This is a genomic window from Neoasaia chiangmaiensis (assembly GCF_002005465.1).
Classification (GTDB): domain Bacteria; phylum Pseudomonadota; class Alphaproteobacteria; order Acetobacterales; family Acetobacteraceae; genus Neoasaia; species Neoasaia chiangmaiensis.
This window is the reverse complement of the sequence record NZ_CP014691.1, coordinates 3,014,321-3,035,844: the sequence shown is the minus strand read 5'-3', so window position 1 is coordinate 3,035,844 and position 21,524 is coordinate 3,014,321. Positions and strand designations below refer to the sequence as shown.

The following is a 21,524-nucleotide window of genomic DNA, read 5'->3' as shown; positions in this document are numbered from 1 at the left end:
CGAATCGAACAAATTTCAAGCATTATCTCTGGGACAGAGTGGCGGGCTGGTTAGCGTTATGATTGGTCATGACAGACAAAAGCTTATGCAATTCCGGATCGGTGACGCGATCCCCGTCTTTCTCCCAAATATCGCTCAGCAAATCGCGGTTCCCAGCGCGAGCGGCATCTGCGCTCAATCGCATAATCAGATTTTGTTGGTCAGCATCCAGCTTTCCCAACGGTGGTGAACGGAAAAAGCTGATCTGTTGCAGGGCGGACGTAGCGTCACGCCATTGAGAGGCTTTTTCCGCCAGTTCCGCACGCAATACAAAGGATTCATCGCTCGTAAGACCATCGAGTGACATCGAGGCATCTTTGGAATTACCAAGCATCGCTTGCGCTTTGGCGATCAGAAACTGTGATCTCTCAATATTGTTGCCATTTTGCATTTTATTATTCGTCAAAAGTTCAACGGCTTTTTGTTCCTGCTTATCGGCAATTAACAGACCTGCCATGTTGATGACCCAGTTTTGATGTGCTTCGGACGTGTTATCGCGAGGTTCTAACTTACGCATTGCCTCCAGCGCATGTCCGGGCAAACCCAGACGGCCAAAACTTGCCGTCAAATCATTATTCAGCATTATCGTTTTTTGATCATCCACAGACATACTGTCTATTTGCGCCTGCGTTGCGGATAAAAGCTGTGCAGCCTGATCTGTTGTTAAATCCATAACATGCGCATGAGCCTCATGCATATGCTCGATAAAATCGGAAATTTCGTTACTGCGGTCATCCGGCCCGTTATTTTCAATCCGCTTCAGCAAAGGAAGCAGTGCCTGAGCGGCCTCCCATTGGCCGCCATCGACATCCGCCTGTATTTCTTCAATTAGAACAGAACTTTCCCTATTTGCCAGACGTGCTGATGGGCGCAAATTGTCCAGTCCCTCAGCAACTTGCATAGGGGACAATTGTTGAGTGCGACCCGCCAACAGAAGAAAAGCCTCCTGCGCCTTTACTGATTCAACGGGATCAGGAGTGCGTGCGATTTCTTTCAAAGTATTCGCCGCCGCCGGCGAGTCATTACGTGCAAGTACGAGCGCTCGAGCAAGCTGACCGCCGGGAATATTACCTTTTTCCAAAACCTTTGCCACGATATCTGCCGATCCATGGCGAGCCATCCATTCTACGACAATCGGCGTAAGCTGGTCTCTAAGCGGCTGTGGATATGTCAACATTATTGAGAAGCCGTTGGATAGCAGAGACGCGGCCTGCGCCGTTTGATCCGGGGTCAATCTTTTACCCGGGGGTGGTAGAATCAATGCGAGACCTCGCCATAACTGGTCTTCTGCACTGTTGCCGTCAGCTGCCGCGTCCAATGTTTTCGTTCGGTATTGAAGAATATTTACAGCGCGCTGCAAGTCAGGCACGCCAACTTGATCAATTCCCTCAGGGTTGTCTCTCAGTGCTACGTCCAGAATATTGCTCGCATCTTTTGAATTGCCCAAGGCTAATGCACTGCGTACAGCAGTCATCCGGGCAGAAAAACGTCTTGCAGGCTTTACTGTGGCCGCTGATGTCCACGCGCGCCGGAAATTTTCCCTGAGAACCTCTTTGGAAGCATCTGCCAACATTAACCCGGGACTATCGGTAATGATATGAGTGCTTGGCATCTGCACCGGCACGGCATCGGTCCCAATAGCGTCGAGCACGAAACCTGATGTCACGGATCGAAGTTCAAGTGTATCCGCATCGGCCGCGACAACAACACCGACCAGACTTGATCGTATTTCATAACCCGGACCCCGGATTTTCTGCTGCACTTCTCCGGCTGTCGGTTTTGTCATGCCAAGTAGTATTCTCCGGCCGGAAATCGGATCGCGGATTTCCGTGACGTAGGACTTGTCCCCGCCATTAACGTCATTCGGAGAGAAAATGATCGCGTGGCCCATTTGACGCATTAATATTGGCGCCATCTTGGCGCTTACGTCATCTGTTAGATGCCACCCTTCCGAATCCTCGTGGCGCGCCGGACAAGCAATAATGCCTTGATCGCCAGGCCAGAACACCCGGATAAGTGTTATATCGTTGAAATTACGAATTTCTTTGATTTTGGGCATGTCAGTTGGCTGGGCATTATCGGGTTGCCATGCGTATCGCCCTTTGACGGAGATAAATACGTTTTCACCTGACCGATAGGCTGCAACAAGTGCGTCAGCTTTTAGAGGTAGCCAAATTTCATGCTTGTCGACATATATCGACGGCGGCTGAACTTTATCGGACTGTGCCCCAAACGACGTGATGACATCATTCGGTAACAGCCTGTTTCCTTCGCTATGTTTCTGGAAGAATAGGCCTGTGTTGCCAACGTATGCCCATCCGGTTGGGAGTTTTGGCGCTGAGAAAGAAGCGGACGCAACAGGAATGACTTTCAGCAGTGGCCGCGGATAAACAACCCACTCGTGATACAGCGATGCGGCACGTGCATATTGCGGTAAGCCGATCAGGAAGCAAAATAAAGCCGCTCCTATTTTCCGCTTAGCCACCGTTGGTAGCCACCGGCAGCAAGCTCGGCTGATGTCCCACCAGCATCTGAGTCGCCAAAATCGCACGTTGAGGGGACATCGCTTCCATAATGGCGGATGCATGCCGGGTCGGCATGTGCTGGAGCAACGTTACGCACACACGCAAATCAAGCACATTGAAAATTGCCGCCGCATCGATCGGCTTCATTGTTTGATAAATAGAAACAAGGCGACTGGTTTCTTCGCTTGAGAGCGCACTGTTTTGCTTGCCTATGTCAGCGCTTGCCTTTGCCGCATCGTCAACTTTCTGACGAAATGCGATATTTGCCGCGTCAAGAAGCTGTTGCTGGGCTGCCAGTTTCTTTTCTCGCAGTTCCAAATCCTGCATGCGTGCATTGATGTCTTTCACCAGCAGCTTTTGTGACCCTGTCAGACTGGCTTGTGGTTTGCCGACGCAACTTCCCTGAATAACGCAATGATCCTCGCCCGAAAGATTTTGAGATGTCGTCAAATCAGAGATAGCTGCTCCCTTCTCCGGAACAGCATGCGCTTGACTGATAAGGCCGCCATTCTCGATTTTTCCAGACGAGAAGAATGTTTCGCTCAATAATAGATACGAGTTCACGCCAAATAGAAAAACCATCAATACCGTTGCAATATTCACGATTCGATGCAGCATATTACTCGCCTGCCTCAGAAAATATCGCGATCATGCTCGCTGCAATTTCAATGCTCGAATCAGCTCACGCTCCGCTTCACTTCTCGAACTTCGAACGGACTCCTCACGACGCTCCCTCAAATCTGGCGATGCTTTCGGCGTCGCCACGACTTGCCCCCGCACAGCCGGCCGATAGTGTTCTATTTGATCTGCAAGTGCTTCACCCCGCTCGCAGAGCGTTGCAAGTTCCTGACGCAGAGTCTTACCCTGCCCTACTGTCTTGCCTAATTGCCGTTCCACCATTTCCGTCGTCAGACGCAGATGATCGATCCCACGCCGGGCTTCATCAGTGCTCCGTTCCAGGGTTTTTATGAGCGTATTTATGTCGTTCCGATCACGCTTCAGCACGGAAAGCGCCCTAGCGAGATGGAGGCTATAGAATATCGATAGCACGAGAAGAAATGAGAGCGTTACCTCGATACATATTTGCAGGTCACTCATCTTGTTTGCCTTGATTAATCGCAATATCCTCAAGATCATAATTTTCAGACAACGAACGCAGATCATTTTCGATCTTGATAGCAACACGTCCGCGACGTTGCCCGACCCGCCCTTCGAACAAATCTTTTCCACCACATCGAATGCGGGCAGAACAATTGCTCTGACGTTGAAGCATGATCTGCTGTCCGACTTTCAGGTTCATGACGTCGCCGAGGCTCATAACCTGCTCGTCAAAAACGGCATCAAGTTCGATTTCAGTGCTTCGTAGTTCTTGAGCAAGACGATATTCCCATGTCGCATCGTGACCGAACTTCTCGCCTATAAACTGCTGGAGTAAGACGTCGCGAACGGGTTCCAGCGTTGCATGTGGCAATATGAGATTTGCGAGGCCGCTACTTCCGCCCATGTTGATGGAAAATTGTGCGGAAACGACCCCATTGTTCGCGCGCGCAATAGCTGCGAACCGGTCGTTTGATTCCAGGCGCTCGAAACGAAAACTAACGGCACAGAGCGGATTGAAGCTATCGCCGAGATCGGAGAGAATTGTGTGGATCAGCGGCGTAATCAAGGCACGCTCGATTGTCGTATGAGGCCGCTGCGCCAGGCTTGCCGCCAGAGTCGGATCAAGGGAATGGTTTTTACCGCCCAGCAGAGCATCCACCACCATATATACGAGCGGCGAGCTGAGAATCAGGACACCGTAATTTTCCCATTCCTCAGCCTTGAAGACTGCAAACAAGGCGTTTCTGGACTCAGGTCCGAAGACATCGCCAAATTTCTCGGACGTCAATTGCTTCATGACGACATCGATGGTGTCGTTCGTATAATTGCGAAGACTCGTCGCCAAAGAGCGCATCAGGCGATCGAAAACGACCTCCAGCATCGGCAGCCGCTCGTAAGAGACATGAGAAGCTCCGATGAGATTCTCAATCCCTATGCGTCGGTAGTTAACTTCGCTTTCGTGCCGCACCTGCTGGTTACTGCCTGCACCCACCCGTGAATGCGCCATGGCTATGCTTTCGTCGATCATTGAACCAGCAGTTCAGTAAAGAACAAGTCGCGTAGCGATACGGGTGCCAACACATTGGAAATCTGTGCGAAAAGAGCTTCGCGCAGACGGTAGATTCCGCTGCCGGACAGTTCATCGGGTCGAGTATCGTGTAGATAGGTCTGGAACAGATCCTCAATCTGGGGAAATTTCTGCCTGACGACACCGGCATCCTGCTCTGAAGCCAGTTGAAGCTGGGCGGTGACGCGGACGAATGACGCGTGACCACTATCCGAATCCAATGTTGCCATCATGGTCGGTAGCGGCAGATTGAACGGAGACGCGGCGACAGCTGCCTGCGGCGATTTTGCAGAATGTTTCATTTTCCAGACATACATCCCGCCACCTGCCGCAAAGGCGAGCAGAATAGCCACGGCAGCCAAAATCAAGTTTCGCGGATTTCTGCCTACCGATGCTTTTTTGACAGCCGCTTCCGACACCTTTGTCTTTCCCCTTTCTGAGTGGGGCAAGATTGCCGACAAAGAGTTAACATCAGGTTTAAGCTGCCTCGGTGTCGCCTTGGTATTCCGTTATTCAGTTTTCGCTAACGATGAATGGTGCAAGCTATACAGATGTCGGGTCAGTTTCATCTCTTCAGGTCGTTATCCCGCGCGCTTGCGCTTGCCTCGACAGGTCTGCTGTGTGCATGCAGCACAACCTCGAACTCCCCCTATAATCGTTATAACAACGGCGCTTATCGCGCGCCTGGCCCGGCAACCGATCCGTGGGGCCCCTACATTCGTGAGGCGGCCAGCCGCTTTTCAATCCCGCACCAGTGGATCCGGGCCGTCATCCAGCAGGAGTCGGGCGGTCATCAGTATCTCAACGGTCAACCCACAACGTCCGATGCCGGCGCAATGGGGCTCATGCAACTCATGCCGGAAACCTATGCGGACATGCAGGCGCAGTTTTCGCTGGGTAGCGATCCCTATGAGCCGCACGACAACATCATGGCCGGGACCGGATATCTGCGCATTCTCTACCAGAAATATGGCGCGCCCGGTTTTCTGGCGGCCTATAACGCGGGCCCACGACGACTGGATGACTACCTTGAGACCGGCCGGGAACTTCCGAACGAAACAATCAACTATATCGCCAGCGTAACGCCGCATCTCGGCAATCAGATCGCCCTGAGCGGCCCGCTTGCCGCCTACGCCGGCCCGGATCAACAAGGCGGTGGTGGCACAGGCGCCGTTATCGAGGTCGCAGAGGCGCCCAGCGAACCGACATCCGGACCGGCGTCAGGAACGCAATGCATCCAGGACCCGAATGCCGCCTACGACCCGGACATGCCATGCTCTCTTCCTGTCTCGACACCGCCGCCGCCACCTGCCCCGATCGTCACCCAGGCCGCGGCCTCATCCGCGCTTCCACCCCCCTCTCCGACAGCGTGCGACCCGGATGCCGCCTATGACACGCAAGTGTCATGCAGTGTGGTGCCAGGCGTCATCGACGCATCATCAACCTCCAGCGCACCACCGCCTCACATTGTCCGCGCAGCCTATCGCCCGCCAACGACGCCCACAGCAGCGACAGCTTACGGTCCCTATGCGATTCAGGTTGGCGCATTCTCGGAAAGCGGACAGGCGCGATTCGCCGCGACGATGGCGAAACAAGCCGATTATGAAACGTTGCGGGGAACGCAGCTTGTCCTGCAACAGGCGCCTGCACTGGGGCGAGGTATATTCTGGCGTGCCCGTCTGGCCGGTTTGAGCCATTCCGCGGCAGCTTCCGCCTGTCAAACGCTGCAAAATCAAGGAATGGCCTGCATGCTGGTGCCACCGGGTCATTAACTTTCTGCCATCGTACCACGTTGGCAAGAGCGTCCGTCGCGCTTACGATACGATCACCTTAGGTCTTCAGAGTGCGCAGGATCAACAATTTGGATACGTTCCCCAACACGGCCAATGCCGCTGTTCCACCGGCCAACGAAGGCTATCACCAGGATCTCGGCCGCCGTCAGGTCCAGATGATCGCCATCGGCGGCGCGATCGGCACCGGCCTGTTCCTCGGCGCCGGGTCACGGCTGCAGATGGCCGGGCCGGCACTGGCGCTGGTCTACCTCGTATGCGGCTTCTTCTCGTTCATGATCCTGCGCGCCCTCGGCGAACTCGTCATGTATCGCCCGACGGCCGGCAGTTTCGTGTCCTATGCGCGGGAACTGCTGGGCGAACGGGCCGCCTATGTTGCGGGGTGGATGTCATTCCTGAACTGGGCCATGACCGGAATCGTCGATATCACGGCCGTCGCGCTCTACATGCATTTCTGGGGCGCCTTCGACGGCGTGCCGCAATGGGCATTCGCCCTGGTGGCGCTTTGTATCGTCGGCACGATGAACATGATCGGCGTGAAATATTTCGGCGAACTGGAATTCTGGTTCTCACTGATTAAGGTCATCGCCCTGGTCCTTTTCCTGATCATCGGCACGGTTGTCCTGGGCCTTCGCATGCCCGTCGGTGGCCACACGACCGGCATCCACCTCATCACACAAAACGGCGGTATTTTTCCGCACGGCGTCCTGCCTTCCCTCCTGTTATTGCAGGGTGTGGTCTTCGCCTATTCCGCAATCGAACTGTTGGGCACAGCCGCCGGCGAGTGCGCCGATGCGCGGGAAATCCTCCCCCGGGCCATCAACACCGTCATCTGGCGTATCGCCCTTTTCTATGTCGGCTCCGTCGTTCTGCTGGTTTGCCTGCTCCCCTGGAGCGCCTACCATGCCGGGGTCAGCCCTTTCGTGACCTTCTTCGAAGCACTGGGCGTGCCCGGCATCGGTCATGTCATGAACATCGTCGTTCTGACCGCCGCACTATCCAGCCTCAATTCAGGGCTGTATTCGACCGGTCGCATCCTCCGTGCGCTGGCTCTGGGCGGCTCCGCGCCGACCGGCCTGGCGCGCATGAACCGACAGTCCGTTCCCTATGTCGGCATTCTGACGACCGTCGCGGTCTATATGGTGGGCGTTGGTCTCAATTATCTGATCCCGTCGCGCGTTTTCGAGATCGTCCTGAACATGTCCGCCGTCGGCATCGTCAGCACATGGGGATTCATCCTCATCTGTCAGCTGAAATTACGCTCTAAGATCAATCGCGGCGAAATCGCGCGGGTCAGCTTCGCCATGCCTTGGGCGCCTTTCTCCAACTGGGTAACGCTCGGCTTCCTGGCCTTCGTGCTCGTTATGATGGCTTTCGACTACCCCGAAGGCACCTACACCATCGCTACAATCCCGCTGATCGCCGTCATTCTCGTCGTCGGCTGGTTACTGCTACGGCGGCGCGCCAACAGCATGTGACGCATGCCTGACGCATAAGGGACTGAAAGCGCTCCATTAAAAAAGCCGTTCGAATGGCAATCCATTCGAACGGCTTGAATTCACAAAACAGATCGTCAAAAGGCCGATCCCGCAGGATCGGCCTTTGTCTTACTTCGGCAGTTCGCCGACGATCTGCGTCTTGATGTTGGACGGCAACACGACGTAGTCCAGCTGACGGGCAGCATCGTCGCCCTTCTGAAGCCCCATGATGAAGAATTCGCGTACAGCCTTGGCCTGCGTCGGGTTGCCCGCGTTCGTCGGCACCAGGGCGAATGTCGCGCTAACGATCGGCCATGCATTCGCTCCCGCCGTGTCGAGCAGATCGACAGCATAACGGTCAGCATGCGCCCAATCCGCGCCCTGCGCCGCCGCCGCGAAGCTCGACAGGCTTGGCTTTACGAACTGACCGTCATGATCCTTCAACTGCGCGACGTTCAGATGATTGCGGCTGGCATAGGCATACTCGACATAGCCGATACCGCCTTCCGTCTGCTTCACGCTGGCCGCAACACCGTCATTGCCACGCGCACCAGCGCCGCCCGCCCAGGCGACAGAAGTAGCCGCGCCGAATTTCTGCTTCCAGCTCGGAGAGACCTTCGAGAGATAGCCGGTGAAGACGAAGCTCGTGCCCGACGCATCGGCACGATGAATCGGCGCGACATCGGTTTCCGGCAGGTTCAGGCCCGGATTCAGCGCCTTGATCTTCGGATCATTCCACTCGGAGATCGACCCGTCGTACAGACCGGCAAGCGTCGGTCCATCCAGCTTAAGCGCACCCGGCGCCACACCCGGCACGTTCACGATCGCGACGATCCCGCCCATGACGGTCGGAAACTGGTAGAGCTTGTTCGCGTCCAGCTTTGCCGCATCCATCGGCTTGTCGGACGCACCGAAATCGACCGTGCGCGCGATGACCTGGTTCTGGCCCGCGCCCGAACCAACGCTCTGGTAGTTCAGGACAGGACCACCATGGGCCTTGGAAGCCTCGCCCCAGGCGGAATAGATCGGCGCGGCGAAGCTCGAGCCCGCACCCGTGATATCGGCGGCATAAGCCTGTGTCGCCATAACGGCAGCGACCGCACAGGAAGTCATTGTCAGAAAACGGAAGGCGCGCATGATGTCTGCAAATCCTTATTAAGGGATTCCCCGAGATGGGTCCGCCGCCCTTCTAATCGCCCCGCAATGGCGGAAACAGCCAGAGTCGCATGAACGTTTTATGACAGGCGCGCCAGGCGTTCGAACAGTAGTTCATAAACGCCATCAGCATCGACCGTTCGGAGAAACAGTGCGTTTTTCGGCAGGTCGCCAATCCCCCACCAGTCGACGACGCTGGCCCCCATCGTTAGTTCGCCCTGCGTCTCGACGCGCAGATTAACCATCCGCCCTTGATACAGATCGGGCGCCAGCAGCCACGCCACAGTGTTCGGATCATGCAGCGGACCGCCATCGGTCCCGTATTTTTCAGCCTCGAAGCGCTTCTCGAAGGTCAGCCAGTCCGCCACGATATTGCCGATACGGTTACCCAACGCGCGAAACCGCGCCAGACGCGCTACAGAGGTATGCAACCGGTGCGTCACGTCGAGCGGAATGACGGTCAGCGGCACACCCGACGCACAGACGATCGCCGCCGCATGAGGATCGACGAAGAAGTTGAATTCCGCCGCGCAGGAGATATTGCCCACCTCCGAGAACGCACCACCCATCAGCACGATCCGCGCCAGCCGTCCCACAATCGCCGGCGCCTGCCGCAGGGCGAGCGCCAGATTGGTCAGGGGACCGATGGCGCAGATCGTTATCGATCCCGGCTCATGCCGCATGATCGTCTCGATCATGAAATCGACCGCATGCCCCTTATCGGCGGAACGGCTGGGCGGCGGCAGGTCGGCACCTTCGAAACCTGTCGCTCCATGAACATGAGCAGCCGTCACACCCGCTGCCACCAGCGGACGAGCCGCGCCCGCATGAACCGGGATATCGGCCCGACCCGCCAGATCGAGCGTCCTGATCGCATTGGCGGTCGTTTGTCCGACCGACACGTTGCCCGCGACGGTCGTCACGCCGAGCAGCTCGATTTCAGGACTCGCCAAAGCCAGAAGAATCGTGATGGCGTCGTCCTGGCCGGGATCGGTGTCGATGATGATCTTCATGGCGTGTGCCACTCCCCCATCCGGCAGAGGCGCTGCCACTGATCGGACGAGATCGGCACCACGGAAAGCCGCGACTGCCGGATCAATGCCAGTTCCTGCAACGCAGCATCCGCCTTGATCGCCGCCAGCGTCACCGGCCTCGGCATCGGACCGACGGTCCGGACATCGACGCATACCCAGTTCGACTCCACCGGGGCGGTCGGGTCGGGATAAGCCTCCCGCACCACCTCCACCACGCCGACGATCCGTTTCTCCGTGACCGAATGGTAGAAAAACGCCTGATCGCCCTTCGCCATGGCAAGAAGGTTTTTCTTGGCCTGATGGTTCCGAACCCCGGTCCAGGGCTCCGTGCCATGCGCAACCTGCCGATCCCATGAGAAAGATTCGGGCTCGGATTTCACCAGCCAGTATGCCATGCCGCTCGCGCTTCCTTGATGGTTCCGATCACCATCATCGGAACAAACAGACAGTTCGCACCTATCACGACACGCCCGATCGGCCTATTGCCTCCCGCTGTCGGTAATGTTTTTTGCGGCCAAGCGCGACAAAGCGTATCATGCCCCGGTTTGGTTGCATGTCCGGAGAAGATTTAATCTTGAGCGCGGTTTCCAATCCGGCCTCGGCGGGCTTTCTGCACCGCTTCGCCAATCCCGGTCGCTTCCTGCGCCTGTCGCGGTGGCTGCTGCCGTTGTTGAGCGTCCTGGCGTTGATGGCCCTGGCCGTCGGCCTGATCTGGGGATTGTTCCTCTCCCCGGCCGACTGGCAGCAGGGCGATACGGTGCGCATCATGTACGTGCATGTGCCGATGGCGATCCTCGCATCGGGCGGCTATTTTGCCCTCGCCGTCTGCGGCGCACTGTCTCTGGTGTGGCGCCATCCGCTGGCGGACCTTGCCGCGGTGGAGATCGGTCCGGTCGGCGCGGTCGTGACCGCCATGTGTCTCGTGACCGGCTCGCTCTGGGGCGAACCGATGTGGGGAACATGGTGGGTCTGGGACGCGCGCCTGACCTCCGTGCTGGTGCTGTTCTTCCTCTATCTGGGCCATATCGCGCTAATCCGCGCGTTCGATGAGCCGCAACGCGGCTATCGCGCCGCCGCCGTGCTGGCCATCGCCGGAGCGGTGGACCTGCCGATCATCAAGTTCAGCGTCAAATGGTGGAACACCCTGCATCAGCCCGACAGCATCACGCTGACAGGGGCACCCACGATGTCGATGTCGATGCTGGGCCCGCTGTTCGTCTGCATGATCGGATTTTCATGCGGATTCGGCGCACTTGTGGTCGCGCGGCTGAAAGCGGCCATTCTGGAACAGAAAACGCGCCAGCTCATGACACGCCGCATCGCCGAACGGGAATACGCCGCATGACGCATCTCCCCTACATCGTCGCTTCCTATGCGCTGGTCATGGGCAGCGCCCTGGCCCTGTCGCTTCAGGCGGCATGGCGGTTGCGCCGAGCCGGGACACGGCTGGCGCTGATCGAGACGAAACGAAACGGAGCAGGCCGATGAGCGCCACACGAATGGGCAATGTGCGACGCGGCATGACGCGCAAGACCCGCCGGCTTTGGCTGCTGGTCGCCTGCGTGGGTTGCCTCGGCGTCGCCACGGCCCTGACGTTGAATGCCTTTCGCTCCAACATCGTCTTCTTCATGGCACCGTCGCAAATCAAGGCGCATGCGCCCGCCGCCGATCGGACCGTCCGGCTGGGCGGCATGGTCGTGGCCGGATCGCTGGCACGCCAGAGGGACGGCGAGACACCCGTGAATTCCTTCGCCGTCACGGACGGTCAGGCCGCCGTCACGGTGCGCTATGCGGGCATCCTGCCCGACCTGTTCCGCGAAGGGCAGAGCGTCGTCGCACTCGGCAGCGTGCAGCCGGACGGCGTGTTCAAGGCCACCGAAGTCCTGGCCAAGCATGACGAAACCTACATGCCCAAGGAAGTCGCCGAAGCGCTCAAGCGCAGCGGCAAATGGGACCCGCGCTTCGGCAAGCCGCCGAGCGCGTCAAGCTGGGACACCATGACGCGCGCCGACGCCAAGGCGCTTCCCGCCCAGAACCCGTCCACCGGCAACGGAAGTTAAGGTATGTTCGGTCCCGAACAAGGACATTTCGCACTCGCGCTCGCCTGTATCCTGGCGCTCACGCAATTCATCCTTCCGCTCTGGGGTGCCGCGCGACAGGACCGGCGCATGCTGGCCCTCGCGCCGCTTCTGGCCGTATCGCAGCTGATCGCGCTGGCCCTGTCGTTCTTCTGCCTCGTATGGTCCGCGACGCATGACGATTTCTCCGTCCAGAACGTCGCGGCGAACTCCGCCATTGCCAAGCCGCTGCTCTACAAGATCACGGGCACCTGGGGAAACCATGAAGGTTCGATCCTGCTCTGGGCCCTGATCCTGGGTGTATGCGGCGCGGCCGTCGCGGCTTTCGGACGCAACCTTCCCGCGATCCTGCGCGCACGCGTCCTGGCCATCCTCGGCGGCGTCTCCGCCGGGTTTCAGGCCTTCTGCCTCCTGACGTCCGATCCGTTCGCCCGCGTCTGGCCCGCACCGCCGGACGGACAGGGTATGAACCCGCTGCTCCAGGATCCGGGCCTCGCCTTCCATCCACCCATCCTCTACACGGGTTATGTCGGCTTTGCCGTGCCCTTCGCTTTCGCCGTCGCCGCATTGATCGAAGGACGCGTGGACGCGGCCTGGGGACGCTGGGTCCGGCCCTGGGCCGTCGCGGCCTGGTGCTTCCTGACCTGCGGCATCGCGCTCGGTTCATGGTGGTCCTATTACGTGCTCGGCTGGGGTGGCTACTGGTTCTGGGACCCGGTTGAAAATGCTTCGCTGATCCCGTGGCTGACGGGCACGGCACTCGTTCATTCGGCCATCGTCGTCGAGAAGCGCGAGGCGCTGAAGATCTGGACGGTCCTTCTGGCGATCGCGACTTTCTCCTTCTCGCTCTCCGGTACCTTCCTCGTGCGTTCCGGCATCCTCAATTCCGTGCATGCCTTCGCCAACGATCCCGCGCGCGGCATCTTCATCCTCGGCCTTCTGGCGGTCGTCATCGGCGGCTCGTTGCTGCTCTTCGCCTGGCGCGCACCGAGCCTTGTCGCCGGTGGCATGTTCGCCCCCCTGTCGCGAGAAGGCTCGCTGGTGCTGAACAACATCCTGCTGTGCTCGATCTGCGCTGTCGTGGTGACGGGCACCATGTATCCGCCCTTCGCGCAATTGCTGTTCGGGCGCACGATCTCCGTCGGCAAGCCGTTCTTCGATGCCACGACCATTCCGCTCACCCTGCCGCTTCTGGGCGCCATGGCATTCGGCACCATGCTGCCATGGAAGCGCGCGCAAATGTCGCCGCTGCTGCATCGGCTGCGCATCGCAGGCCTGCTGGCGGTCGTAGCCCTCGGAGTCGCCTGCTGGACGTTGAGCGGCCCACTGCCGATCCTCTGCGCCGTCGGGGCCGTCTGGGTGATCGGGGCAAGCGTTACGGACCTCACCGGGCGGCTGGGCGTGTCGCGCCTGAGCCTCGCGCATAGCTGGGCGCGCGCCCGAAGCCTGCCGCGCTCGGCGTTCGGCGCGGCGCTGGCCCATATCGGCGCAGGAGTTACGGTGCTCGGCCTGTGCGGCATGTCGCAGGCGCAACATGCCATCGTCGACGTCAAGGTCGGGCAAACCGAAACCCTGGCCGGTTATGAATGGACGCTTCTCGACGTCCGGGACGCACAGGGACCGAACTATCGCGCGATGATCGCCGACATCGCCATACGTCGGCACGGGCATCTGGTGACCGTCCTGCATCCGTCGAAACGCGATTTCAGCAGCCAGCACCAGACAACCACCGAGGTTGCAATCCGCACGAACCTGCTTGCCGACCTTTACGGCGTCATCGGCGACCGGCATGGCACTGGCGCGGACACCACATATGTTTTGCGCCTGCATTACAATCCGCTGGCACCCTGGATGTGGCTCGGTGGGCTGATTATGGCGATCGGCGGCGGCCTTTCCCTCTCGGACCGTCGCCTGCGCGTCGGCGCGCCGAAGAAGGCCGCATCGATCCGGGCGGAGGCGACGTCGTGAACGATATTGCGCGGCGCCGCGTCCTGACGGCCTTGCCGGTGGCGACCGCCGGCGCTCTGGGCCTGGGCTTCTGGCGCATGCTGGGCGGCATGAGCAGCGGCGGCTTCGACCCGCACGCCGTCAACGCGCCGATCCTCGACAGGTCGTTGCCCGACTTCACCCTGCCCGGCCTGCCCGGCCAGGGCGACGGCTTCGACAGCGCAACGCTTCGGGCGCAAAAGGAACCCGTCCTGCTCAATTTCTTCGCGTCGTGGTGCATACCCTGCGTGGCGGAGATGCCGGCATTGCGCGACATCGGTCGCAAGCTGCCGATCTGGGGCATCGCCTATAAGGACAAGCCGGAAGACGCCGCACGCTTCACCGCACGGGACGGCTCGCCTTTCGCACGCGTCGCGGCGGATCGCTCCGGTATGGCGGCCATCGACTGGGGCGTGACGGGCGTGCCGGAGACGTTCCTGATCCTCCCCGGCGGACGCATCGCGTGGCACGGCACGGCCGAACTCACCGACGATACGTTCCGGCACGAGATCCAGCCCCGTCTGCAGGCCCTCCGATGAGAATCCCGCGCGCTATCCTGGCCCTTGGCCTGTTTCTGGCGGCGGGGCCCGCATGGGCGGTGGACGATCCATCGGAAATGCTGCCGGACCGCAAGCAGGAACAGCGGGCCGAAGCCATCGGATCGCAACTGCGCTGCCTCGTCTGCCAGAACGAATCCATCGAGGACAGCAGCGCGGATCTGGCCCGCGACCTGCGGCACGTCGTTCGCCAGCACGTTGCCCGCGGCGAGACCGACCGGCAGATCATGCAGTGGATGACGGCGCGCTACGGCGAATTCGTACGGCTGAAACCACGCCTGACCTGGGCGACCGTCATGCTCTGGGCGATGCCGGCCCTGGCGATCGTCATCGGCATCGCGACCGCCGCAACGACAATCATGCGCCGCCGCGAAGCCCCGACGCCACTGAGCGATGACGAAACACGTCGTCTTCACGAACTATCAGAGTCGCCTTCGGACGCGACGGGACACGATTAGCTTTATGATTTTCGCAGGTTTATTGCTGATCGGCGCCATCGCGCTACTGCCCCTGTTTGCGGGTTTGCGCCGCCTGAACACGGCCGTGCCCACGACGGACATGGCGGACGAGCGCGCGTCCGCCCTGGCCCTGTATCGCGGGCAACTCGTGGAACTCGACCGCGACCTCGCCCTTGGCCTGATCGCCCCGGCGGAACACGCGACGGCCCGGCTGGAGGTCCAGCGTCGCCTGCTCGCGGCGGATCGACTGACGGGCACGACACTGCGGAGCGGCGGTCGCGGCAGGGTCGCGGCGGTTATCGTCGTCGTGCCCCTGCTGGCGTTCGCGCTCTATCTGGTCAACGGCCATCCATCGTTGCCGCCGCAGCCGCATCGGGCCGTAGCGAATAACGACCCTCGCATGGCGGGCCTGCTGGCGAAACTGCAACAGGAAGTGAGCGCCATGAGCCCGAACGACCCCGGCTACGCCCAGGGCCATGCCTTGCTCGGGCAGGTCGAGGAAACGCGCGGTCAGAACGAGGCCGCGCTCCACGATTTCCGCCTCGCGCTCGACGCCCGTTTCTCACCGGAGCTCGCCCTGCGCATCGCGGAACTGCAATCCGCACGCGACGGCCATATAACGGCCGACAGCCTCGCCCTGTACCGCCGTGCGCTCGACGCCGCGCCGCCGAATGCACCATGGCGCATGGCGGTGGAAGCGCGTATCGCTGTTGGAGAACACGATCAGGGACATTGACCCGCAGGAAAACGGAGCCACCATGACCTCGCTTTACGATGCGCCGCCCCCCGGCTGGGGATCGCCCATGAACGAACCGCAAACCGACGCATCGTTGAAAACCTGGGCCTGGGTCGTTCATGGGCTGTATGTCGCAACGTTCTTCACCGGCATCACCAGCATACCCGGCGTTATCGTCGCCTATCTCAAACGCGGCGACGCGCGCGGCACGCGTTACGAAAGCCATTTCACCTACGCGATACGCACGTTCTGGCTCGGCCTTGCCGGAACACTCCTGATCGCCATGCTGTTCCTGACGATCATCGGCATTCCGTTATGCGCCGTCATGATCGGTCTCCTCTCCATCTGGTGGATCATCCGCATGGTCCGACCGATCGTCGCCCTGCTCGACAACCGTCCCATCGCCGATCCCTACACCTATCTCTGACGCATCGCGCATGACCGGAATGTCCCTGGCAACGCGCCGCCTTGTCATGCTTTGCGCGGTTCTGGGCATTGTCCTGGCCGGACTGGACGGCGCGATCGCCAACATCGCCTTGCCAACGATCGCACGTGAACTGGCATGCAGCGAGACGGCAACGGTCTGGATCGTCAACGCCTATCAGATTGCCGTCGCCGTATGTCTCCTCCCTGCCGCAGCACTTGGTGAATCCATCGGGATCAAACGCGTCTACGGCTTCGGCATGGCGCTGTTCACCGCGGCGTCGCTCGGCTGTGCGATGGCACCTTCGATCGGCGCGCTCGTGAGCGCGCGCGTTGTGCAGGGCATCGGCGGGGCGTGCATGGCGGCACTCAGCGGGGCTCTGGTCCGCTCGACACAGCCGCGCGAGACAATGCATCGCGCCTTCGCCACCATCGCCCTTGCCGTGGCGATTTCCGCCGCCATCGGCCCGACACTGGCCGCCGGCATCCTCGCCGTGGCGACATGGCCCTGGCTGTTCCTCATCAACGTGCCGATCGGCGTGGTCGCCGTGCCGCTGTTCTTCCGCGTGACGCCAATGAGCGCCCGGCGCCCGCAATCGTTCGACGTCGCCGGAACGCTCCTCAATATCGGCACCCTCGGGTTGGTCGTGCTGGGCGTGGACGCGCTGGGTCATGGCCAACACACGCTGGCCATGGCTGAAATCGCCGCCAGCCTGCTCTGCGGCGCCTGTCTCTACCGGCAGCAGCGCCATCGGCCCGCGCCACTCCTGCCGCTCGACCTTCTGGCCATTCCCTTGTTCTCGCTCTCCATCGCGACGTCGATCTGCGCCTACGCCGCGCAGATTCTGGCATACGTGTCGCTGCCGTTCCTTTTCCAGAACGTCATGCATCGCTCGGCCATCGCCACCGGACTGCTCGTGACACCATGGCCGTTGCTCGTCGCTTTCGCCGCGCCCTGGGCCGGACGGCTGGCCACCCGATACCCCTCATCGCTGCTGAGCAGCATCGGCCTCGGCGTGCTGGCATGCGGCCTTCTGGCACTGGCGTTGATGCCCGCGCAACCGGCCATCGCGGATGTCATCTGGCGGATGGCACTCAGCGGCATCGGGTTCGGTTTCTATCAGACGCCCAACAACCTGACTGTCATGACCGCCGGCCCGGCCATGCGCAGCGGTGCCGCCAGCGGCATGCTGGCGGTCGCGCGGACGATGGGCTGGTCGTTCGGTTCCGCGCTGGTGGTGGTGATGTTCGGCCTTTCGAGCGGTAGTGGCGGCGCGATCGATTGCCTGTATCTCGCCGTGGCCTTCGCGCTGTCGGGTGCCATTCTCAGCGCATCGCGTGGCGCCATCCGGCATGAAAGAGGCGCCTGAATTTTTGACAGACGATATCAATCGGACATGCCATAAAAGCGCCATGTCCGGTTTGTCTCGTCGTGCTCCCTTTCTCGCCACCGTTTTCGCCTGCGGACTGACCGCCTGCGCATCGAACGGCCCCATACCGCCCCTGCCACCGGGCGCGATGGCCACCGTCCAGGGGCCTGTCGGCACGCCACCAGCCACGACGCTCTCCAGCCTGACGGGCGACCTCGTCCCACAAATCTCCACGGTGACGATCCCCGCCGGCACGCTTGATCCGGCGTCGCCGACGGCGCAGGTCACGCGTGTCGTCTTTTCGGAACGGGCGTTCTTCGCCTTCGACCAAGACCAGCCCCTACCGGGCGCCGCCCGCGCGTTCGACGCCATCGCGGGTGAGATGAAGGCGGGACATATCGGCCAGACGGTGACGGTACTGGGCCATACCGATTCAATCGGCTCGGCGGCCTATAACGTCGACCTCTCCCGTCGCCGCGCCGAGGCGGCCCTGCGCGCGCTGGCTGCGCGCGGCATTCCGACGGCCGCGCTCAGCGCCGTCGCCATCGGCGCACGGCAACCCATCGCCAGCAACGATACCGATGCGGGTCGCGCGCTGAACCGTCGGGTGGAATTCCTGATTTCGCCCAGCCAGGCGGACAACCTCGCCGCCATTCGGCAAACGCATGTCATGGCCGGGAATCTCGCAACGGATATACGGGATGTTACCAGCGCCCCGATTTACGGGCTGAACCAGAACGGCCTGCTTCCCGCCGGAGATGTCGCGCTCGCACCGCCCGATCCACTCCCGGCCACCGCGCCGCTGGAGGCCGCACCCGTCCGCCGGGCTCGCGTGCAACGCGTCAGACCGGTCAAACTGCTGGCACCGCAGCCCGTTCAATCCCGTCCCCTTGGCAGCAACCAGACGAGTTACTGATGAGCAGTTCGCAAACCACGAACGACGCCAGCCGCCAACACCGCGCGCTGGATGCCGCTTACGGTCGCGCCCTGGCGTTTCGCCTGCCCGATCTGGCATTGCGTCCCGCACAGGCGCTGGCCTTCGCGGAGCACGAAGCGCGCGCGCAGCGTATCGCGGTGGATGTCGACGGCCTGACCGGCCCGATGCGGCATGAACTGCTGCAACCCGGACGGGAGGCAGCGCAGGAATGGCTGCGGCTTCGGGACGATTTCGAGATTGCGCTCCAACCCAAGCGCGCCGATCTGGACGCCGTCGCACGGCTGGACGCACAGATCGCGCAGGAACGCGCGGATATGGCGGCGGAACTCGACGGCGCGGAAAGGGAATGGCGCAAGAACCCGCGCTACGAACAGATCGACGACCACCACAGCCGCTCCCGGCATCTGTTCGACGAATTTCGCGACAAGCATCGCAACCGCAACGCCATCATGTTCGCGCTCAATCCGTTCTACTGGCTCCTCATGGCGCTGGTGCTGGTAACGGAATGCTTCATCAACTATCACGCCTTCAACCAGTTCTGGGGCGTGCCGGCCGTCGCATTCGGCTCGACGGTCGTGCTGGGTGTCCTGCTGGCCCTCGCCGCCCATGAACACGGCAAGCTGCTCAAGCAGTGGTCGTTCCGATTCGGCATGCAGCGCGAACCGATGGCCCGACGCACGGACTGGCGCCTGTTCGGCCTGTCGAGCGGTGCCCTGTTCCTCGTGCTCGCCTTCACCGGCTGGGCGCGGTGGGCCGCCGCCCTGCAGGCGATCGGCGCGCAGGCGCAGACCAGCGCACTGGGCGATATCGGCGTGGTGGCCGTCCATCCGCTACGCGATGTCATGATCAGCCTGATCGCCAATCTGGGCGCGTGGATGGTCAGCGTCATCCTCTCTTATAACGCGCATGATGCGGACCCGGACTATATGCACGCGACAAGTCAGTACCGGGTGGCGCGCCGCCGCTGGAACCGGGCGCGCGGCAAGCTGCTGGAGCAGTTGCGGCATGTCCAGGCGCGGCATGAGAAAAGCATCGCCGAGAAAGTCCAGTCCGCCGAAACCCGCCGACGCGGCGTCACACGGGAACTGGACATGCTGGAACAGGTCCGGGCACGCGGCGCGGCCATCGAGCGGGATACGACCGCCGCCATGCACCGCAATCTCTATGTCTATCGCGACGCGCTGTTGCGTCTGGGGCGGGAGAGCCATGGCAGCATCGCGTTCATCAATGTCGCCACGCAGGCGCCAATCTCGCTCAACGAATTCGGCGCCATGCCGCTGACCACGCCGCCCCTTTTCCTTTCTGCTGCGAGTTTCTGATGCGCGCTTTTCTTCTCTGCACATTACTTTCCACCGCGGCGTTCGCACCCTCCGCCATGGCGGAGGGGATCTTCGGCAGCGGCAACACCCTCGATCCGGCTTTCTGCAAGCAGCACACGGTGCGTCAAACGGTCGTCTATATCGACGACAGCATCCTCGTTGCCGGCAATACGGAGTGGGCGCGCACGATCTACGCCAAGCTGCGCGCCACGCTGACGCCCGGCGAACGCACGACGCTGGTGGAGCTCTCCCCCACGACAGGCGGCAGCACGGAAATGTGGTCGGGCTGCTGGCCGGCCTACACACCGGCACAATCGGCCAGGCTGGCGTCGGAGACGCATATCTTCTCCGCCAATCCGCTGAACAGCATCGGCGAGCAGCAGGGCTACTTCTTCCACGACTTCGGCGTGGCCGCGCAGAAAATCGAACAGAAAGCCGCCCGCCCCGCCTCCGCCGTCATGATCGACCCGGCCAGTCCGCCTTCCAAATCCGTCCTGCGGACACTGGTCTCCGATGGCGCGCGTTACGCTCACACACGCGAAACCGTCCGCGCCATTCTCTATTCCGACCTCGCCGAGAACAGCGATCTGGGTTCGGTCTTCAAGCCCCTGCCCGCAGCACCTGTGGATTACGGTGCTCAACTCGGCACCTATCTGCGCCGCAGTGTGTTCTACGTTTTCGGTCTGGGAAGCGACATGCACGGTCAGGGCGCGCTTCAGGACACCACGCGGCATTTCTGGGACAACGCCCTGCGTTCCATGAACGCCACCGTCGCAAGCTTCGGGTCCGATCTGGGCGTGCCGAACATCCTGCCGGTTCGGGAAGCCGCCTACGACGTGACCCTTCAGGACGCGGGGCAGACATTGCCCGGCCATCTGTCCCTGCTGGCGGATGCCGACGGCACGCTCGTCGATAGCTGGATCGGCATCACGCGATTGCGCAACGCGACGCTGAACGGGGTTTATCGTTGCAATGGCCCGGCCGATGCGCTGAATTGCATGCTGAACGCGACGAGCAGTGGCGGGGTCGTCACCATGAGCCCATCCGAGAACGTGCATCTCGCCGGTCGTGACGGCCAGAGCCTGAAAGGCCACATCGGCGTGCCGGGCTCCAACGTCAATCTTGCCTTGACCGCCAATCCCGCGACCGACTGACAAAGGACGCCCATGAACGCCATTCCCATGCAACAGCCGGCCATGGAGACGCTGACGCTATGCCCGGTCTGCCGTCAAAAGACACGGCTGACGGTTGAGCTGTGCCCGCATTGCGGCGCGGAACGGCAATTCGGCCCCACGAAGCGCGAGGTATTGACCGGCACCGGGCTGGGTATGCTTGCGGCGCCCTCCATCTCGACCTTGCTGCTGCCGGTATCGATCTGGACCGGCGTCTTCATGGTCGCCGGTGCGCTTGGTGGCTTCTTCGTCGCGCATTCCCGCCATGGCGGAGACCGCTGGCTCAAACGCGCCTGATGG

General features: G+C 61.0%; 23 protein-coding genes. 15 read left to right on the top strand and 8 right to left on the bottom strand.

What is annotated here, in order from left to right; genetic code table 11:
• Positions 1–22 precede the first annotated feature (22 nt).
• From A0U93_RS16290 to A0U93_RS14345, 5 genes are read right to left on the bottom strand one after another with little or no spacing between them, the layout of a single operon-like run.
• Positions 23–2,524, bottom strand: a complete 2,502-nt coding sequence (locus A0U93_RS16290) for a hypothetical protein (RefSeq protein ID WP_147150678.1) — start codon at positions 2,522–2,524, stop codon at positions 23–25.
• Positions 2,517–3,182 (bottom strand): MotE family protein, encoded by a 666-nt coding sequence (locus A0U93_RS14360; RefSeq protein WP_077807930.1) that lies wholly within the window; start codon positions 3,180–3,182, stop codon positions 2,517–2,519. The genes A0U93_RS16290 and A0U93_RS14360 overlap by 8 nt, the downstream gene beginning before the upstream one ends.
• A gap of 30 nt (positions 3,183–3,212) precedes the next feature.
• Positions 3,213–3,662 (bottom strand): DUF6468 domain-containing protein, encoded by a 450-nt coding sequence (locus tag A0U93_RS14355; RefSeq protein ID WP_077807929.1) that lies wholly within the window; start codon positions 3,660–3,662, stop codon positions 3,213–3,215.
• Positions 3,655–4,692 carry a FliM/FliN family flagellar motor switch protein gene (locus A0U93_RS14350; protein ID WP_077807928.1) on the bottom strand — a complete coding sequence of 346 codons (1,038 nt, stop codon included), beginning with the start codon at positions 4,690–4,692 and terminating at the stop codon, positions 3,655–3,657. The genes A0U93_RS14355 and A0U93_RS14350 overlap by 8 nt, the downstream gene beginning before the upstream one ends.
• A complete protein-coding gene (locus A0U93_RS14345) occupies positions 4,689–5,150 on the bottom strand; it encodes a flagellar basal body-associated FliL family protein (RefSeq protein WP_147150676.1) in 462 nt (153 codons plus the stop codon). The genes A0U93_RS14350 and A0U93_RS14345 overlap by 4 nt, the downstream gene beginning before the upstream one ends.
• A gap of 132 nt (positions 5,151–5,282) precedes the next feature.
• Between A0U93_RS14345 and A0U93_RS14340 the strand changes: the two genes are divergently transcribed.
• Positions 5,283–6,503 (top strand): lytic transglycosylase domain-containing protein, encoded by a 1,221-nt coding sequence (locus tag A0U93_RS14340; protein ID WP_077807926.1) that lies wholly within the window; start codon positions 5,283–5,285, stop codon positions 6,501–6,503.
• Positions 6,504–6,583: 80 nt separating this feature from the next.
• Positions 6,584–7,999 (top strand): amino acid permease, encoded by a 1,416-nt coding sequence (locus A0U93_RS14335; protein ID WP_371862830.1) that lies wholly within the window; start codon positions 6,584–6,586, stop codon positions 7,997–7,999.
• Positions 8,000–8,128: 129 nt separating this feature from the next.
• Here A0U93_RS14335 and pstS read toward each other — a convergent pair whose 3' ends face one another.
• From pstS to A0U93_RS14320, 3 genes are all read right to left on the bottom strand, one after another.
• Entirely contained in the window at positions 8,129–9,112 is a 984-nt protein-coding gene (gene pstS / locus A0U93_RS14330; protein WP_077808569.1) for a phosphate ABC transporter substrate-binding protein PstS, read from the bottom strand.
• A gap of 122 nt (positions 9,113–9,234) precedes the next feature.
• Positions 9,235–10,167, bottom strand: coding sequence for a nucleoside hydrolase (locus tag A0U93_RS14325; RefSeq protein ID WP_077807925.1), 933 nt, complete (start codon positions 10,165–10,167; stop codon positions 9,235–9,237).
• A complete protein-coding gene (locus A0U93_RS14320) occupies positions 10,164–10,583 on the bottom strand; it encodes an EVE domain-containing protein (RefSeq protein ID WP_077807924.1) in 420 nt (139 codons plus the stop codon). The genes A0U93_RS14325 and A0U93_RS14320 overlap by 4 nt, the downstream gene beginning before the upstream one ends.
• A gap of 158 nt (positions 10,584–10,741) precedes the next feature.
• On the opposite strand from A0U93_RS14320, the gene A0U93_RS14315 reads away from it, so the two are divergent.
• The 13 genes from A0U93_RS14315 to A0U93_RS14260 are packed head-to-tail and all read left to right on the top strand — an operon-like array spanning position 10,742 to position 21,521.
• Positions 10,742–11,533, top strand: coding sequence for a heme ABC transporter permease (locus A0U93_RS14315; RefSeq protein WP_077807923.1), 792 nt, complete (start codon positions 10,742–10,744; stop codon positions 11,531–11,533).
• Complete coding sequence (locus tag A0U93_RS16510) at positions 11,530–11,676, top strand: hypothetical protein (protein ID WP_169852775.1); 147 nt, start codon at positions 11,530–11,532, stop codon at positions 11,674–11,676. Before A0U93_RS14315 ends, A0U93_RS16510 begins: the two co-directional genes overlap by 4 nt.
• 32 nt (positions 11,677–11,708) lie before the next feature.
• Positions 11,709–12,248 carry a cytochrome c maturation protein CcmE gene (gene ccmE / locus A0U93_RS14310; protein WP_077808568.1) on the top strand — a complete coding sequence of 180 codons (540 nt, stop codon included), beginning with the start codon at positions 11,709–11,711 and terminating at the stop codon, positions 12,246–12,248.
• 3 nt (positions 12,249–12,251) lie between these two features.
• Positions 12,252–14,234 carry a heme lyase CcmF/NrfE family subunit gene (locus A0U93_RS14305; RefSeq protein ID WP_077807922.1) on the top strand — a complete coding sequence of 661 codons (1,983 nt, stop codon included), beginning with the start codon at positions 12,252–12,254 and terminating at the stop codon, positions 14,232–14,234.
• A gap of 23 nt (positions 14,235–14,257) precedes the next feature.
• On the top strand, positions 14,258–14,791 hold the full coding sequence (locus A0U93_RS14300) for a redoxin domain-containing protein (RefSeq protein ID WP_245825211.1): 534 nt from the start codon (positions 14,258–14,260) through the stop codon (positions 14,789–14,791).
• Positions 14,788–15,267, top strand: a complete 480-nt coding sequence (locus A0U93_RS14295) for a cytochrome c-type biogenesis protein (RefSeq protein WP_077807921.1) — start codon at positions 14,788–14,790, stop codon at positions 15,265–15,267. The genes A0U93_RS14300 and A0U93_RS14295 overlap by 4 nt, the downstream gene beginning before the upstream one ends.
• Before the next feature lie 4 nt (positions 15,268–15,271).
• On the top strand, positions 15,272–16,003 hold the full coding sequence (gene ccmI / locus A0U93_RS14290; protein WP_077807920.1) for a c-type cytochrome biogenesis protein CcmI: 732 nt from the start codon (positions 15,272–15,274) through the stop codon (positions 16,001–16,003).
• Positions 16,004–16,025: 22 nt separating this feature from the next.
• On the top strand, positions 16,026–16,430 hold the full coding sequence (locus A0U93_RS14285; protein WP_077807919.1) for a DUF4870 family protein: 405 nt from the start codon (positions 16,026–16,028) through the stop codon (positions 16,428–16,430).
• A 10-nt stretch (positions 16,431–16,440) separates the two neighbouring features.
• The gene (locus A0U93_RS14280; protein ID WP_077807918.1) at positions 16,441–17,796 is read left to right on the top strand and encodes an MFS transporter; all 1,356 of its coding nucleotides are present in this window, start codon (positions 16,441–16,443) and stop codon (positions 17,794–17,796) included.
• Between the two features lie 43 nt (positions 17,797–17,839).
• Positions 17,840–18,712 carry an OmpA family protein gene (locus A0U93_RS14275; RefSeq protein ID WP_169852774.1) on the top strand — a complete coding sequence of 291 codons (873 nt, stop codon included), beginning with the start codon at positions 17,840–17,842 and terminating at the stop codon, positions 18,710–18,712.
• Positions 18,712–20,052, top strand: a complete 1,341-nt coding sequence (locus tag A0U93_RS14270; protein ID WP_077807916.1) for a hypothetical protein — start codon at positions 18,712–18,714, stop codon at positions 20,050–20,052. The genes A0U93_RS14275 and A0U93_RS14270 overlap by 1 nt, the downstream gene beginning before the upstream one ends.
• The gene (locus tag A0U93_RS14265) at positions 20,052–21,206 is read left to right on the top strand and encodes a hypothetical protein (RefSeq protein ID WP_077807915.1); all 1,155 of its coding nucleotides are present in this window, start codon (positions 20,052–20,054) and stop codon (positions 21,204–21,206) included. Before A0U93_RS14270 ends, A0U93_RS14265 begins: the two co-directional genes overlap by 1 nt.
• A 12-nt stretch (positions 21,207–21,218) precedes the next feature.
• On the top strand, positions 21,219–21,521 hold the full coding sequence (locus A0U93_RS14260; RefSeq protein ID WP_245824932.1) for a hypothetical protein: 303 nt from the start codon (positions 21,219–21,221) through the stop codon (positions 21,519–21,521).
• Positions 21,522–21,524 lie beyond the last annotated feature (3 nt).

Coding starts and splice junctions, on each gene's coding strand:
- A0U93_RS14275 (WP_169852774.1), top strand. CDS start 17,840: ATGTCCGGTTTGTCTCGTCGTGCTCCCTTTCTCGCCACCGTTTTCGCC.
- A0U93_RS14315 (WP_077807923.1), top strand. CDS start 10,742: ATGTCCGGAGAAGATTTAATCTTGAGCGCGGTTTCCAATCCGGCCTCG.
- pstS (WP_077808569.1), bottom strand. CDS start 9,112: ATGACTTCCTGTGCGGTCGCTGCCGTTATGGCGACACAGGCTTATGCC.
- A0U93_RS14350 (WP_077807928.1), bottom strand. CDS start 4,692: ATGATCGACGAAAGCATAGCCATGGCGCATTCACGGGTGGGTGCAGGC.
- A0U93_RS14360 (WP_077807930.1), bottom strand. CDS start 3,182: ATGCTGCATCGAATCGTGAATATTGCAACGGTATTGATGGTTTTTCTA.
- A0U93_RS14320 (WP_077807924.1), bottom strand. CDS start 10,583: ATGGCATACTGGCTGGTGAAATCCGAGCCCGAATCTTTCTCATGGGAT.
- A0U93_RS14355 (WP_077807929.1), bottom strand. CDS start 3,662: ATGAGTGACCTGCAAATATGTATCGAGGTAACGCTCTCATTTCTTCTC.
- A0U93_RS14305 (WP_077807922.1), top strand. CDS start 12,252: ATGTTCGGTCCCGAACAAGGACATTTCGCACTCGCGCTCGCCTGTATC.
- ccmE (WP_077808568.1), top strand. CDS start 11,709: ATGACGCGCAAGACCCGCCGGCTTTGGCTGCTGGTCGCCTGCGTGGGT.
- A0U93_RS14260 (WP_245824932.1), top strand. CDS start 21,219: ATGAACGCCATTCCCATGCAACAGCCGGCCATGGAGACGCTGACGCTA.
- A0U93_RS14270 (WP_077807916.1), top strand. CDS start 18,712: ATGAGCAGTTCGCAAACCACGAACGACGCCAGCCGCCAACACCGCGCG.
- A0U93_RS14325 (WP_077807925.1), bottom strand. CDS start 10,167: ATGAAGATCATCATCGACACCGATCCCGGCCAGGACGACGCCATCACG.
- A0U93_RS14265 (WP_077807915.1), top strand. CDS start 20,052: ATGCGCGCTTTTCTTCTCTGCACATTACTTTCCACCGCGGCGTTCGCA.
- A0U93_RS14340 (WP_077807926.1), top strand. CDS start 5,283: ATGTCGGGTCAGTTTCATCTCTTCAGGTCGTTATCCCGCGCGCTTGCG.
- A0U93_RS16510 (WP_169852775.1), top strand. CDS start 11,530: ATGACGCATCTCCCCTACATCGTCGCTTCCTATGCGCTGGTCATGGGC.
- ccmI (WP_077807920.1), top strand. CDS start 15,272: ATGATTTTCGCAGGTTTATTGCTGATCGGCGCCATCGCGCTACTGCCC.
- A0U93_RS14280 (WP_077807918.1), top strand. CDS start 16,441: ATGACCGGAATGTCCCTGGCAACGCGCCGCCTTGTCATGCTTTGCGCG.
- A0U93_RS14295 (WP_077807921.1), top strand. CDS start 14,788: ATGAGAATCCCGCGCGCTATCCTGGCCCTTGGCCTGTTTCTGGCGGCG.
- A0U93_RS14285 (WP_077807919.1), top strand. CDS start 16,026: ATGACCTCGCTTTACGATGCGCCGCCCCCCGGCTGGGGATCGCCCATG.